This is a genomic window from Flavobacterium sp., assembly GCF_039595935.1.
Taxonomy (GTDB): domain Bacteria; phylum Bacteroidota; class Bacteroidia; order Flavobacteriales; family Flavobacteriaceae; genus Flavobacterium.
Genome location: NZ_JBCNKR010000006.1, coordinates 155746 through 170086, shown reverse-complemented (window position 1 = coordinate 170086; position 14341 = coordinate 155746). Strand labels below are relative to the sequence as shown.

Here is a 14341-nt window from a genome sequence, read left to right as displayed (position 1 = left end):
CTTTAATTGAAATTTTTTAGCCATTTATTAGGATTTACAGCTTTTAGGCTTTCTTCTTTTTTATCAATTGAAATAATCAATACGATATAATTTCTTACTTTTGGGTTCGAATATAATTTCCCGGGTTTTGATAAAAAGATTTTTTCTGGTTTTAATAGTTGTTTTGCTTTCGGCCTGCAGTAAAAACGACAAACCTGCAATTGCGTTTTATTATTGGAAAACCAATTTGAAATTTTCTAAAACGGAAAAAGAAATTTTAAAAGAGAATAACGTTCAAAAATTGTATGTTCGTTATTTTGATATCGGACTTCATCCTCAAATACAAAATCCTATTCCTATAAGTCCCATTCATTTTCAGGAAAATATCCGAAAATTTGAAATTGTTCCAGTTGTTTTTATTAAAAATAAAGTCATGCTCGAAAAAAATCCTGATCTGGAAGATCTGGCTCAAAAAACAATTCATTTAATTAATGAAATCAATGAAAAGAATGGTTTGAGTTGTTCAGAAATTCAAATTGACTGCGACTGGACATTAGAAAGTAAAGATCATTATTTAAAGTTTATAGAGAACATCAAGAAACTTTCGAAGAAAAAACTCTCGGCGACAATACGACTTCATCAGGTTAAATATTTTAAGAAAACTAAAATCCCCAATGTAGACAACGGCGTTTTAATGTTTTATAATATGGGAACTATTGCGCCAGATTCCTTGAATTCTATTTACGATAGAAAAATCTCCGAAGGATATATTAAAACTTTAAAAAAATATCCGCTTTCACTTAATTATGCTTTGCCAATATATTCGTGGGCAATTCATATCAGGAATGGAAAAGTTTTAGGACTGCGGTCAAAATTAAATTTTACCGAACTGAAAAAAGACAAAAATTTTGAACAAATCAGCCCGATATTTTTTAAAGTAAAACAATCAAACTATAAAAATGGTGTTTATTATGAAGAAAATGACCTGCTGAAAACAGAAACCATTTCTTCTGAAAATTTAATGGAAATGGCTGATGATTTAAGTGAAAATTCAACAGCATCTCCAAAAGAAATTATATTTTACGATTTAGACGAATTCAATTTAAAAAATTATGAAAAGAATATTTTTAAACAAGTTATTTCTAGTTTCTAGTATTACAATACTTTCTATTTACGGAATTATTTATGCTTGTGCCGGCGGAGACGACTGGGATTTTTTTAACTATAATTCTAATTTTACTCCTGAAACTTTTGCAGACAAATCATATTCGCCTTTGTTTTTATCCGGTGATGTTTTTTATAAAATTGGTTTTGACAGAGATCACAATTCCCGTTTCAATAAAAATTTAAAACAAGATTGGGGAACTTATCTTAAAGGAAAAATAGATACCACAACGGTAAATTATTTTTTAATAGGAGATGAAAGTCCTAACTATTATTCTGATGAAAAAAAGGAGGTCAACAAAAAAGAAATTACTAATCTTCATGTTTATTATAAAAACAAAAAAGAAAATGCTTCATCATTAAAATGGGGTAAAAAAATACCGTTGAAAGACGAAAAAGTAAAAAGCTTTGTTGAGTTTTTATATCTGGCTCAAAAAATAGAAACTGTTTCTATTGGCAAAGATTACTGGAGTTATGAGAAAGTTGAGAATGAAACTTTTAATGATGCCAAAATGATTCAGTCTATCGAAAATGTTTACAATACTATTTCAGACCCATTTTTGAAAAACAGATATTGGTTTCTAACTATGAAGGCTCGTTTTTATAGTAACAACAAGCAAAAAGCAATTGAGTTTTTTAATAAAACAGAAAGTTCGGTTCCTAAAAATGTGTTGTATTACCGTGCGCTTTCTTATGTTGCAGGAATCAATTACAAACAGAAAAAATACGCCGTTTCGAATTATTTATATGCACAGGTTTTTGACAAATGTCCTGAACTTCGTGTAGTAACGGCTTATAGTTTTAGTCCAAAAAACCAAACAGACTGGACAAAAGCACTTGCAATGGCTAAAACAAATAATGAAAAAGCGGCACTTTGGGCAATTCATGGATTTTATAAAGATGAAAAACTGGCAATCGAGAAAATTTACGAGTTAGATCCAAAAAGTGAACATTTAAATTATCTGGCGACAAGATTGGTAAACAAACAAGAGCAGGCTATTAATAATTCTTTTCAGCAGAATGTGGGAGAAAATCAGCCAATGAAAAAGCAAACCGTTGCCGAAAATAAAGCAGAAAACCAGCCAAAAGTTGATAAAACGGTTTTTGATTTAGTGTCAAAAATTTCGGCGGCCGGAAATACAGAGAAGCCTTATTTATGGGATTTGTCTCTGGGTTATCTGCAGACTTTAAAAGGAGATTATGCCAATGCCGATAAAAGTTTTGATAAGGCTGTAAAAACGCTTCCGAAAACGGAATTGGCGGGAATGCAGTTTCGTTTACTTCGCTTTGTAAATAATATGAACAAAATCGATAAACTGACAGATAAAAATGAAAAAACAATTCTGGCAGATTTAAATTGGCTGTATTATGAACTTCCTAAAAATTATAAAGGACAAGAGTTTCGCTATCAAAACGCTGCAGCATGGAGCAGAAGTTATTTGTCGAATCTTTATAAAGAAAAAGGAAATCCGGTAATGGCGGAATTATTTGGAGAATCCCGTTATAGTTACTGGAACGACGGAAATTCATTTTATGATAATGAAAAAGATCTGCAGGGAATGAAAGCCTTTTTATCGAAATCTAATAAAACTGAAATCGAAAATATTGGTGCGGGAATTTATAGTTTGAAATTAAAAGATATCAATAATTTTCAGGCGGTTCAGGCAGCTTTTAAAAATAAAATTACGGAAGCGATTGAATTTATGAAGCAGACAGATTCTGTTCAATATTATAAGTTTTTAGGAAATCCGTTTAACGGAAGTATAAAAGATTGTCACGACTGCGATCATGCGGCATATCAAAAAAAGAAATATACTTTTATGGATTTTCTAACGACGATAAAAGATATGCAGGATAAACTCGAGAAAAAAGAAGATGTTTACACGAATAGTTTATTGCTTGGGAATGCCTTTTATAATATTTCGCATTTCGGAAACGGAAGAACTTTTTACGAAATCAGCATCGTAGGTTACGGATCAAGTCCGTATTCCTTTAGAGATTCGATGAAAAAGATGATTACGGATTGCAGCGTTTCTAAAATGTATTACCAAAAAGCACTGCAGGCAGCAATAACAAAAGAACAAAAAGCAAAATGTGTTTATTTGATTTCGAAATGTGAACGAAACGAATATTACAATAATAAATATAATAACGTTAGAGACTGGTGGAGTATTGAAGATGATAAAATTAATTTTATAGCCTGGAATGGTTTTAAAACACTTCAAAAAGACTATTCAGATACCAAATATTATCAGGATGTAATTGCAGAATGTGGTTATTTTAATACTTACGTTAATCAATAAAATAAAAGTGAGATGGTTAATAAAATAGAACATATCGGAATCGCAGTAAAAAATATGGAAGATGCTAATGCATTATTCGAAAAATTATTAGGTGTTCCGTCATATAAAGAAGAAACGGTAGAAAGCGAAGGTGTTTTGACTTCGTTTTTTCAGACAGGAACTAATAAGATTGAACTTTTGATGGCGACAAACCCTGAAAGTCCGATTGCGAAATTTTTAGAAAAAAAAGGAGAAGGAATTCATCACATCGCTTTTGATGTTGAAGATATTCATGCCGAAATTTCCCGTTTAAAAAGCGAAGGTTTTGTGCTGATAAACGAAACTCCAAAGAAAGGTGCCGACAATAAATTGGTGGTTTTTCTGCATCCAAAGAACACAAATGGCGTTTTGGTAGAGCTTTGTCAGGAAATCAGATAAAAAAATATCGATTCTTTTGTCGAAATAAGGTGTTGAAAATCAATTCTGTTTTGAAATACGGGGCATTGAAATAAAATTAAATACAAATCATGTCTTAAAATATTTGGAGTGAACGAAAAATAGTAGTAATATTGCATCCTCTAAACCGGTCCTATAGCTCAGTTGGTTAGAGCACCTGACTCATAATCAGGTGGTCCCTGGTTCGAGCCCAGGTGGGACCACTTCTTTAGAAACACAAAGCCTTTGCAGAAATGTAAAGGCTTTTTTGTTTTGTGTCTGTTTTTATTCGTTTTCAAAAAGAAAATAAGATTAACTTTATGTCTCAAAGACAAATTTAATCTTCACAAAATGGATAATTTAACTCCCGAACAACGGAGAAAAAATATGCAGGCGATAAAAAGCACGGCAACTACGCAAGAAGTTCGCTTAGCAAAAGCTTTGTGGAATTTAGGTTATCGCTATCGAAAAAACAACAAAAAAGTATTTGGTAAACCAGATTTGACTTTTGCAAAATATAAAATCGCCATTTTTATCGACAGTGAATTTTTTCACGGAAAAGACTGGGAAACTCAGCAATTGAGAATCAAATCCAATCGGGAATACTGGATTCCGAAAATTGAACGGAATATGAAACGCGATATAGAAGTCAACGAATATTTGATTTCAAAAAAATGGAAGGTGATTCGGTTTTGGAGTAAAGAAGTTCAAAAAGAATTGAATGTTTGTGTTGGAAAAATTCAGGAAGAAATTGAACTTTCAAAATTAAAAATGGAGGAAAAACAAAACTAAATATTTAATTTCTCTTTCTTCTTTTCTTTGGTTTCGACTTTCTGGATTACTTTAAAAATCTCTTCGGCCAATTTTTGAATAACCGGCATGCTAACCGAATTTCCGGCTTGTTTGTATAAACTCGAATTTGAAATTTTTGGCAATAAATAATCATCAGGAAAGCCTTGAAGTCTGAAACATTCTCTCGGAGTTAGTTTTCTAAAACCAAAATCGGTTGTAATGATCGGAACGTTATGTCCGCCGGTTCCCATATTGGCTGTCAGAGTAGGACATAAGCCTGCTTTGTTTTCCCTAACATATTGTCTTCTAAATTGATAGATTCGATTTTTATCTACTACAGCTTCCTTTAGTTTTGTGTACATGTACTTGTCTTCTCCATAATAAAATTTATCAGAAACTTTTTCTGTGATAATTAAATCTTTTAAAGATCGGGTCAAATTCTCTTTTTCGGGGAACTGAAACTTAAAACTTTTCGTTTTTATGAAGTCTTTGTCAAAAGCGATCATGAAAAGTCTTTCCCGATTATGAGGAGTGTTTCCAAAATCTTTAGTATTCAAAATCGAACTGTCAAAAGTATAATTTCGCTTTTTTATTTCGCTTTTTATAACTTTCAGCGTATTGCCTTTATCGTGGCTTTTTAAATTTTTCACATTTTCAAGAAAAACAACCTTAGGTCTCATTTCGTCAATAAAATCAAGAATCTTAAAAAAATGATTTCCACGACTGTCGTTAAAACCTTTTCGATGTCCGGCAAGCGAAAATGGCTGACACGGAAATCCGGCGGTTAAAATATCTATTTTTTCAAGAGAAGTAACGTTTAAGTCCATTACATCGCCTTCAATAAGATTGTGTTGGAAATTGTTTCTGTAGGTAACACAGGCTTTTTTGTCAAATTCGTTTGCCCATTTCAATTTAAAACCAGCTTTTTCAAAACCCAAACAAATACCGCCTACGCCTGCGTACAAACTACCAACTGTATATTTATTTTCCATTTACTAAATTGCTGTTTTGATATGAAGAAAAGCCTTGAGGGTTTTTTACTCTAAATTTGTTTTATGCAAATATATTAATTCGGTAATATTTGATCGTCTTACAAATTTGAAAAAACGAAAGCCATTCAGAATTTAATTACAGTTCTTTCTGACTTATTGAAATTTAGATTAATTTTTTTAAATTTATTTTTTAATGTTTTTTTTGCCAATAAGATCCATTTGTGAAAAGTAACTGCAAAATTAAATGTTTAATTATTTATGCAATAAATATCTGTAATTCAGAGTTTAATAATAGTTTTTAGTGTAGATTTAGTAAAGAGAATGTTGAGGTTAATTTGTGGTTTATATCTTGATTTTTTGGTTTTTAAATCTTAGTTATGTATAAATACGTATATTATTTTTACATCACTTAATTGATTATAAAGTTGTTTTTTTGTAAAAATGGTATACTTTTGCCAAAGAATTTCCGTGTAGACAACATTTATTGTGATGTATCTCTATAAAAATATTTGCCCCTAGTATTATTATTGAATTTCAGCACGTTTAACCTATGAGAATAATAAGGATTATATTAGCACTTTTTTTACTTGCATTTAATATGTCAAGTGTTTTGGCTAACACGCCTCCGCCGCCAACAGCAAAAAACGCATCAACAAATTCAACAAATGGAACGGATGATGATCCTATTCCTCCTCCTGGAGTACCAATAAATCAAGATTTACCTTTTTTAATTGGTGCAGGATTAATTTTAGGAATGACAATTATTTATCGAAATAAAATAAAAAAAGCTTCAATATAATTGAAGCTTTTTTTTATGAAGTAAATCTGATGCGATTATTTGTTTATCGCATAAAGTCTTGAAATATATTTCCCAACAACATCAAACTCAAGATTGATTTTTGTACCTACTTTAAAATCTTTAAAATTGGTGTTTTCAAAAGTATAAGGAATTATAGAAACGCTAAATTCATTTGTTTTAGAGTTTACAACAGTTAAACTTACTCCGTTAACCGTAATAGATCCTTTTTCAATCGTAATGTTATTTAGGTTTCGGTCGTATTCAAAAGTATAATTCCAGCTTCCGTTAGCCTCTTCGATTTTTGTACAAACTCCGGTTTGGTCTACGTGGCCCTGAACAATATGGCCGTCAAGACGATCTCCAAGTTTCATTCCTCTTTCAAGATTTACAATATCATTAACTTTCCAGTCGCCAATATTGGTTTTTAAAATTGTTTCCTCAATAGCGGTAACAGTATAAAACGAATCTTTAATAGCGACAACTGTAAGGCAGATTCCGTTATGAGAAACGCTCTGGTCAATTTTTAATTCGTTAGTAATAGAGGAGTCAACTGTAACGTGTAAGTTGTTTTTATCTTTCTGTATTTCGTGGATTCTTCCAAGTGTTTCAATAATTCCTGTAAACATTGTAGTTTTATTTTACTAAATTTGCACATCAAAATTAGTAATAAATAAGCTGAGCTCATGAATAAAAAAGCAGAAAATATAATTGTTGGAATTTCAGTTGGAGATTTAAACGGTATTGGAAGCGAAGTTATACTGAAAACATTCGAAGATTCCAGAATGCTGGAATTATGTACGCCGGTTATTTTTGCAAATGCTAAAATACTATCATTTGTAAAGAAAAGTTTTACCTCTTCAGTTCAGTTTCATGGTGTAGATAAACTGGATCAGATTATTCCCGGAAAAGTAAATGTTTACAATTTATGGAGAGAAGGGGTTGATATTAATTTTGGGAAAAATGATGAAAAAATAGGCGAATATGCTATAAAATCATTCGCTGCGGCAACAAAAGCTTTAAAAGAAGGTTTGGTTGATGTTTTGGTAACGGCACCAATCAATAAATATAATATTCAGTCTGAAGAGTTTAAATTTCCTGGACATACCGATTATTTAGATCAGGAATTAGAAGGAAATGCTCTTATGATGATGGTTCAGGATAATTTAAGAGTAGGTTTGTTAACAGATCATGTTCCTTTAAATGAAGTTGCATCTCATATAACAGAAGAATTAATTACCAGAAAAATTGAAACAATACGAAAATCTCTGGTTCAGGATTTTAGTATAGTAAAGCCAAAAATTGCTGTTTTAGGATTAAACCCGCATAGTGGAGATGGAGGCGTAATAGGAAAAGAAGAAGATCTGATCTTAAAACCGGTTTTGAAAAAAATATTCGATAACGGGACTTTGGTTTTCGGACCTTTTTCTGCCGATGGATTTTTTGGAAGCGGACAATATGAAAAATATGATGCTATCGTAGCAACTTATCACGATCAGGGATTAATTCCGTTTAAAACTTTGTCTTTCGGTAAAGGAGTAAATTATACAGCAGGATTAAATAAAGTGAGAACTTCGCCGGATCACGGTACAGGTTATGATATAGCAGGAAAAGACATGGCTGATTTCAATTCATTCAAAGAAGCAGTTTATCTTGCGCTGGATATTTTTCGCTCTCGTAATCAGTATGAGGAGATTAGCGAAAAACCTCTAAAAATAAAAGAAAAACAATTATAAACAAAAAAAGGTCAATAAGATTATTGGATTTACAATAATTTTATATCTTTGCACCCCAATTCGGATATGTAGTTTTGTATTTGGATTGTACAAATTGATGTTGAAATGAGCAAATCAAAAGAATTTTTAATTCCTTTCGTAGGATTAAAGCTAGGAAAACACCATTTTGAATATCAAATAGATAACACGTTCTTTAAGAACTTTGAATACGACGAGTTTCAAAGTGCAGATATTAAAGTGAGTTTGGTTTTCGATAAGAAAAGCAACATGTTAGAGTTGGAATTCAAACACAAAGGAACCGTAAATGTACCTTGTGACCTAACAAGTGAAGATTTTGATCTTCCTTTAAAAGGGAAAATGAAATTAATTGTTCGTTTTGGAGAAGAATTCAATAATGATAACGAAGAACTGTTAATTTTACCACATGGAGAACATGAATTAGATGTAGCACAATACATTTATGAAATGATTGCACTTTCTGTGCCTCAAAAAAGAATACATCCAGGGGTAAAAGACGGAACTTTGCAAACGGAGGCTTTGACAAAATTGAATGAGTTAAGTGTAAAAGAACAAAAGGAAGAGAGTAAACAAGAAGAAGATATTGACCCGCGTTGGGAAAAATTAAAGAAACTATTAACGGATAAATAATATAGTAAAATGGCACATCCTAAGAGAAAAACCTCGAAAACAAGAAGAGATAAGAGAAGAACACATTATAAAGCTACTGTAGCTCAAATCGCTACATGCCCAATCACTGGTGAAGCACATTTATACCACAGAGCTTACTGGCACGAAGGTAAAATGTATTACAGAGGGCAAGTTGTTATCGATAAATCTGAAGCGGTTGCTTAATACGTTTTTGTAAATTATACTAGAACTCTCACATAGTGAGAGTTTTTTTTGTTGGTTATAATTTTTGTTTTTTAAGAAAATACAGGCAAATTCGTTTCAATTTTTTTTGTAATTTTCGAGTCTTTTAAAAATTTTTCAAATAATAATATTTGAAAGGAAATAATAGAATATAATGAATACAATCACAGCCGCAATTACCGCTGTTGGAGCTTATGTTCCTGACTTCGTTCTTTCGAACAAAGTTTTAGAAACAATGGTTGATACCAATGACGAGTGGATCACTACTCGAACAGGAATTAAAGAAAGAAGAATTCTTAAAGATGCTGATAAAGGAACATCTTACCTTGCCATAAAAGCGGCACAGGATTTAATTGCGAAAGCAAATATTGATCCGCTTGAAATTGACATGATTGTCATGGCAACGGCAACACCAGATATGATGGTAGCTTCGACAGGAGTATATGTTGCAACGGAAATTGGAGCTACAAATGCATTCGCTTACGATTTGCAGGCAGCTTGTTCAAGTTTCTTATACGGAATGTCTACTGCTGCGGCTTATGTGCAGTCTGGAAGGTACAAAAAAGTTCTTTTAATTGGTGCCGATAAAATGTCGTCAATTGTAGATTATACAGACAGGGCAACTTGTATTATTTTTGGTGATGGAGCAGGAGCGGTTCTTTTTGAACCAAATTATGAAGGTCTTGGTTTACAAGACGAGTATTTAAGAAGTGATGGTGTAGGACGCGATTTTCTTAAAATTCCTGCCGGAGGTTCTTTGATTCCGCCATCTGAAGAGACTGTAAAAAATAGACAGCATAATATTATGCAAGACGGGAAAACTGTTTTCAAATATGCTGTAACTAATATGGCAGATGCAAGTGAATTGATTTTGCAAAGAAATAATTTGACAAATCAGGATGTTGACTGGTTAGTGCCGCATCAGGCTAATAAGCGTATTATTGATGCTACTGCAGGAAGATTAGAATTAGACGATTCTAAGGTATTAGTAAATATCGAAAGATATGGTAATACAACTTCTGGAACATTACCATTAGTATTGGCAGACTTTGAGCATAAGCTTAAAAAAGGAGATAATGTTATTTTTGCCGCTTTTGGTGGAGGATTCACTTGGGGATCTATCTATTTAAAATGGGCTTACGATAAGAAATAAATTAAAACTAAAAACGAATCATTATGGATTTAAAAGAAATTCAAAACCTAATCAAATTTGTTGCAAATTCAGGCGTTGCGGAAGTGAAGTTGGAAATGGATGACGTAAAAATCACTATCAGAACAACTCTAGAATCAAATGTTACAGAAGCTACTTACGTGCAGCAATTACCAGCTCAGGCAGCTTTACCTCAGGCGGCTGTTCCACAAGTTACAGCTCCGGTAGTGGTAAATGTAACTCCAGAAGCTCCAGCTGCTAAAGAAGATTCTAAATATGTTACTATAAAATCTCCAATCATTGGAACATTCTATAGAAAACCATCTCCAGACAAACCAGTTTTTACAGAAGTTGGAAGCACAGTATCTAAAGGAGATGTTCTTTGCGTAATTGAAGCAATGAAATTATTCAACGAAATCGAATCAGAAGTTTCAGGTAAAATTGTAAAAATTCTTGTTGACGATATGTCTCCAGTTGAATTTGATCAACCTTTATTCTTAGTAGATCCATCATAAATAAATTTAGATTTTAGATTTTAGGTTTTAGATTGATCTGCAATTATTCTCAGACATCTAAAATTATCTAATTATCAAATTGTCTAATTATCTAATTAAAATAAGATGTTTAAAAAAATATTAATTGCGAATAGAGGAGAAATTGCACTTCGTGTGATTCGTACGTGCAAGGAGATGGGAATTAAAACTGTAGCAGTTTATTCTACAGCCGATGCAGAAAGTTTGCATGTTAAATTTGCAGACGAAGCGGTTTGTATTGGTCCTCCTCCAAGTAACTTATCGTATTTAAAAATGTCAAATATTATTGCTGCTGCAGAAATTACAAATGCAGATGCAATACACCCAGGATATGGTTTTCTTTCTGAGAATGCTAAATTCTCAAAAATTTGCCAGGAGCACGGAATCAAATTTATTGGTGCAGCTCCTGAAATGATCGACAGAATGGGAGATAAAGCTTCTGCAAAAGCTACAATGAAAGCCGCAGGAGTTCCTTGTGTACCAGGTTCAGACGGATTATTAGAATCTTATGAACATGCACAAAAAACAGCAACAGAAATTGGTTATCCAGTTATGATGAAAGCTACTGCTGGTGGTGGTGGAAAAGGAATGCGTGCCATCTGGAAAGAAGAAGATCTTTTGAAAGCTTGGGAAAGTGCACGTCAGGAAGCTGCTGCAGCTTTTGGAAATGACGGAATGTACATGGAAAAACTTATCGAAGAGCCACGTCATATCGAAATTCAGGTTGTTGGAGATTCTTACGGAAAGGCGTGTCACCTTTCTGAAAGAGATTGCTCTGTACAACGTCGTCACCAAAAACTTACTGAAGAAACACCTTCACCTTTCATGACTGATGAATTGCGTACAAGAATGGGAGAAGCCGCTGTAAAAGCTGCCGAATTCATTAAATACGAAGGAGCAGGAACTGTAGAATTTCTTGTGGACAAACACAGAAATTTCTATTTCATGGAAATGAATACACGTATTCAGGTTGAACACCCAATTACGGAACAAGTAATTGATTACGATTTAATTCGTGAGCAAATTATGGTTGCTGCCGGAATTCCAATTTCTGGAAAAAACTACTTACCAGAATTACATGCGATTGAAGTTCGTATTAATGCCGAAGATCCATACAACGATTTTCGTCCTTCACCAGGAAAAATTACTACGCTTCATATGCCAGGAGGACACGGAGTACGTTTAGATACTCACGTTTACTCAGGATATAGCATTCCGCCAAATTACGATTCCATGATTGCGAAGTTAATTACAACGGCGCAGTCTCGTGAAGAAGCTATCAGCAAAATGCGTAGAGCTCTTGACGAATTTGTCATCGAAGGTGTGAAAACTACAATCCCTTTCCACAGACAATTAATGGATGATCCAAAATATATTGCAGGAGATTACACAACTGCATTTATGGAAACTTTCAAAATGAAACCTATTGAGGAATAATAAATAATTAAAGCTGTCGATTTTTCGACAGCTTTTTTTTTATAATTAAATTCTAAGACCGACAGCTTTTTAAAACCTGTCGGTTTTTTTATATCTATACATTAAACCGGATTAAAATCCGGCCTTATAATATAGTTCGAGCCGAAGGCTCTTTTCAAAGTTCCGAAGGAACGTATTATATTGTAGAGCTGGACTTCAGTCCAGTTTAAAAGAGATATTTTTTTTTAGAACAGTGAGGTATACACACAAAGTGTATACTTTTTACACACTTATTTTACAAATTACACACTTTTTTATTATTTCAGTTTTTGGCACATTTTAGCTAATTCCTTTATTTATAAGTCTTAAGCAGGTTTTTAGGTTCATATATGGTTTTCGGCATAATAGTTTCATTATCTAAAGTGTAAAACAAACTATTAACTATTTAAATATACCCATTATGAAAAATTTATTCTTATCAGCCGCAATTGTTTTAGGAGGTTTAACATCATTTGCTTCAACTTCTCCAATAACAAATTCTATCGTAAAAGTTACTTCTGTTGCAGACGAGTATGTTGAAATTAAGTTAGAAGAATTACCAGCTCCAATTACTGAAGCTTTGAAAAAAGCTTATCCTGACGCAGTAATTACTAAAGCTTACAAAAATGAAAAGTCAGAATATAAATTAGACGTTACTGTTGGAGACAAAGTGGGAAATCTTTTCGCTAATGCTGACGGAACGTGGATCAAAAAATAATCTTGAGTTCCCGTGAAAATTCAAATCAAGAATACCAAGATTAAATTACAAATATTAAAAAATAATTATCATGAAAAATTTATTTTTATCAGCCGCAATCGTTTTGGGAGGTTTAACATCATTTGCTTCAACTTCGCCAACAACCTTAAATACAATCGTAAAAGCAGTATCATTTCAAGATGATTATACTGAAATTAATGTGACAGAAGTTCCGACAGCGGTAACTGATGCACTTAAAAAAGCGTATCCAGATGCAGTTTTAAACAAAGCATATAAAAACAGTGCTTCTCAATATAAATTGGAAATTACTGTTGGTGAAAAAGTAGGTGCTTTGTATGCTAACGCAGATGGATCCTGGATCAAAAAATAAATAAAACTAACCCTAAAAACTATTAATTATGAAAAAGCTAATCCTTTCGGCAGCTATTCTTTTGGGTAGTTTGTCAATACAAGCAGAGAATGTGAACCTAACCAGTTCACCAGTAAAATCAGTAAACTATCAAGATGATTATAAAGAAGTCGACGCCGTTCCGGCTGCGATTAAAAAATCTCTGGACGAAGCTTATCCGGGTATTAAACTAGACAAAGCTTTTGTAAACTCTAAAAAAGAATATAAAATAGAAGTTACAGTTAGAGGAGAAAAATCAATTGTTTATACTGATGCAACAGGAAACATTCTAAAAAAATAACTATTAAATCTTAAGCATTATGAAAAAGTTAATCTTATCAGCAGCGATTATTTTAGGTGGTTTGTCAATTCAGGCAGCTGTACCATCAGAATCAGTTTCAATTACTAAATCAGTAAACATTCAGGATGAATATACTGAAGTTGCTGTAGACGCCGTACCGGCAGGTGTAAAATCAACAGTTGAAAAATCATTTGTAGGTTCTAAACTGGAAAAAGCATGGAAAAATGCTAAAGATGAATACAAACTTGAAATTTCAAAAGAAGGTAAGAAATATACTTTTTTTACTGATGCTTCAGGAAATATCATTAAAAAATAATTAAATATAGAGCAATATGAAAAAGTTAGCCATCTCAGCAGCTATTCTTTTAGGATGTTTATCAATTCCTGCAATTGCAGAGATAACTCCAAATAAAGTAGAAACAACAGTTTCTGTTCAAACAGAATATACTGAAATAAGCACAGATATTGTGCCGGCAGCTGTAAAAACTGCTCTACAAACCGCTTACCCAAATGCAAAATTGGTGAAAGCGTATGTTAATGATAAAAAAGAATACAAACTTGATATATCAGTTGGGGACCAAAAGGCTACTGTGTATTCAGATGTCAATGGCAACTGGTTGAAGATATAATTAGGTGAAATTAGATTTATGTTTTTGGTGAAAAAGAGATTGCAATACGCAATCTCTTTTTTTTTCGCATAATTTTAAGAAATTATAACTTTAATAGTATTATTTTAGCAAAAAAAGTCCC

At 32.6% G+C, this 14341-nt stretch carries 18 protein-coding genes and 1 tRNA gene; 17 read left to right on the top strand and 2 right to left on the bottom strand.

Translation table 11 applies throughout. The annotated features are described in order from the left end of the window. Window positions 1-127 precede the first annotated feature (127 nt). The 5 genes from ABDW27_RS10530 (at window position 128) to ABDW27_RS10510 (ending at window position 4652) form a co-directional block, all read left to right on the top strand. Entirely contained in the window at window positions 128-1132 is a 1005-nt protein-coding gene (locus ABDW27_RS10530) for a hypothetical protein (protein WP_343695850.1), read from the top strand. After that, a complete protein-coding gene (locus ABDW27_RS10525; protein ID WP_343695849.1) occupies window positions 1092-3446 on the top strand; it encodes a hypothetical protein in 2355 nt (784 codons plus the stop codon). Before ABDW27_RS10530 ends, ABDW27_RS10525 begins: the two co-directional genes overlap by 41 nt. A 12-nt stretch (window positions 3447-3458) precedes the next feature. Next, complete coding sequence (gene mce, locus ABDW27_RS10520) at window positions 3459-3863, top strand: methylmalonyl-CoA epimerase (RefSeq protein ID WP_343695848.1); 405 nt, start codon at window positions 3459-3461, stop codon at window positions 3861-3863. Between the two features lie 147 nt (window positions 3864-4010). Then, window positions 4011-4084: transfer RNA gene (locus ABDW27_RS10515), tRNA-Ile, on the top strand. A 127-nt stretch (window positions 4085-4211) separates the two neighbouring features. Further along, complete coding sequence (locus ABDW27_RS10510) at window positions 4212-4652, top strand: very short patch repair endonuclease (protein ID WP_343695847.1); 441 nt, start codon at window positions 4212-4214, stop codon at window positions 4650-4652. On the opposite strand, the gene dcm is transcribed toward ABDW27_RS10510, so the two are convergent. After that, on the bottom strand, window positions 4649-5644 hold the full coding sequence (gene dcm / locus ABDW27_RS10505) for a DNA (cytosine-5-)-methyltransferase (RefSeq protein ID WP_343695846.1): 996 nt from the start codon (window positions 5642-5644) through the stop codon (window positions 4649-4651). The two genes, ABDW27_RS10510 and dcm, sit on opposite strands and share 4 nt — an antisense overlap. Before the next feature lie 550 nt (window positions 5645-6194). On the opposite strand from dcm, the gene ABDW27_RS10500 reads away from it, so the two are divergent. Then, the gene (locus ABDW27_RS10500) at window positions 6195-6443 is read left to right on the top strand and encodes a hypothetical protein (protein WP_343695845.1); all 249 of its coding nucleotides are present in this window, start codon (window positions 6195-6197) and stop codon (window positions 6441-6443) included. A 35-nt stretch (window positions 6444-6478) separates the two neighbouring features. On the opposite strand, the gene ABDW27_RS10495 is transcribed toward ABDW27_RS10500, so the two are convergent. Further along, on the bottom strand, window positions 6479-7069 hold the full coding sequence (locus ABDW27_RS10495; RefSeq protein ID WP_343695844.1) for a riboflavin synthase: 591 nt from the start codon (window positions 7067-7069) through the stop codon (window positions 6479-6481). Window positions 7070-7126: 57 nt separating this feature from the next. On the opposite strand from ABDW27_RS10495, the gene pdxA reads away from it, so the two are divergent. The 11 genes from pdxA to ABDW27_RS10440 all read left to right on the top strand — a co-directional run bounded on the left by pdxA (window position 7127) and on the right by ABDW27_RS10440 (window position 14220). Beyond that, window positions 7127-8176, top strand: a complete 1050-nt coding sequence (gene pdxA, locus ABDW27_RS10490) for a 4-hydroxythreonine-4-phosphate dehydrogenase PdxA (RefSeq protein ID WP_343695843.1) — start codon at window positions 7127-7129, stop codon at window positions 8174-8176. 105 nt (window positions 8177-8281) lie between these two features. Then, window positions 8282-8824, top strand: a complete 543-nt coding sequence (locus ABDW27_RS10485; RefSeq protein WP_343695842.1) for a DUF177 domain-containing protein — start codon at window positions 8282-8284, stop codon at window positions 8822-8824. Between the two features lie 9 nt (window positions 8825-8833). Continuing rightward, a complete protein-coding gene (gene rpmF / locus ABDW27_RS10480; RefSeq protein WP_008465217.1) occupies window positions 8834-9028 on the top strand; it encodes a 50S ribosomal protein L32 in 195 nt (64 codons plus the stop codon). Window positions 9029-9200: 172 nt separating this feature from the next. Then, on the top strand, window positions 9201-10199 hold the full coding sequence (locus ABDW27_RS10475) for a beta-ketoacyl-ACP synthase III (protein WP_343695841.1): 999 nt from the start codon (window positions 9201-9203) through the stop codon (window positions 10197-10199). Window positions 10200-10222: 23 nt separating this feature from the next. Continuing rightward, a complete protein-coding gene (accB, locus tag ABDW27_RS10470) occupies window positions 10223-10711 on the top strand; it encodes an acetyl-CoA carboxylase biotin carboxyl carrier protein (RefSeq protein ID WP_343695840.1) in 489 nt (162 codons plus the stop codon). Between the two features lie 105 nt (window positions 10712-10816). Beyond that, window positions 10817-12166 (top strand): acetyl-CoA carboxylase biotin carboxylase subunit, encoded by a 1350-nt coding sequence (gene accC / locus ABDW27_RS10465; RefSeq protein WP_343695839.1) that lies wholly within the window; start codon window positions 10817-10819, stop codon window positions 12164-12166. A gap of 439 nt (window positions 12167-12605) precedes the next feature. Further along, complete coding sequence (locus tag ABDW27_RS10460; protein ID WP_343695838.1) at window positions 12606-12902, top strand: hypothetical protein; 297 nt, start codon at window positions 12606-12608, stop codon at window positions 12900-12902. 70 nt (window positions 12903-12972) lie between these two features. Then, window positions 12973-13272: a hypothetical protein gene (locus ABDW27_RS10455; protein ID WP_343695837.1), complete on the top strand. Its 300-nt coding sequence runs from the start codon at window positions 12973-12975 to the stop codon at window positions 13270-13272. 28 nt (window positions 13273-13300) lie between these two features. Beyond that, window positions 13301-13591 carry a hypothetical protein gene (locus tag ABDW27_RS10450; protein WP_343695836.1) on the top strand — a complete coding sequence of 97 codons (291 nt, stop codon included), beginning with the start codon at window positions 13301-13303 and terminating at the stop codon, window positions 13589-13591. 19 nt (window positions 13592-13610) lie between these two features. Then, the gene (locus tag ABDW27_RS10445) at window positions 13611-13907 is read left to right on the top strand and encodes a hypothetical protein (RefSeq protein WP_343695835.1); all 297 of its coding nucleotides are present in this window, start codon (window positions 13611-13613) and stop codon (window positions 13905-13907) included. 16 nt (window positions 13908-13923) lie between these two features. Beyond that, window positions 13924-14220: a hypothetical protein gene (locus ABDW27_RS10440; protein ID WP_343695834.1), complete on the top strand. Its 297-nt coding sequence runs from the start codon at window positions 13924-13926 to the stop codon at window positions 14218-14220. The last annotated feature ends 121 nt before the right edge of the window (window positions 14221-14341 follow it).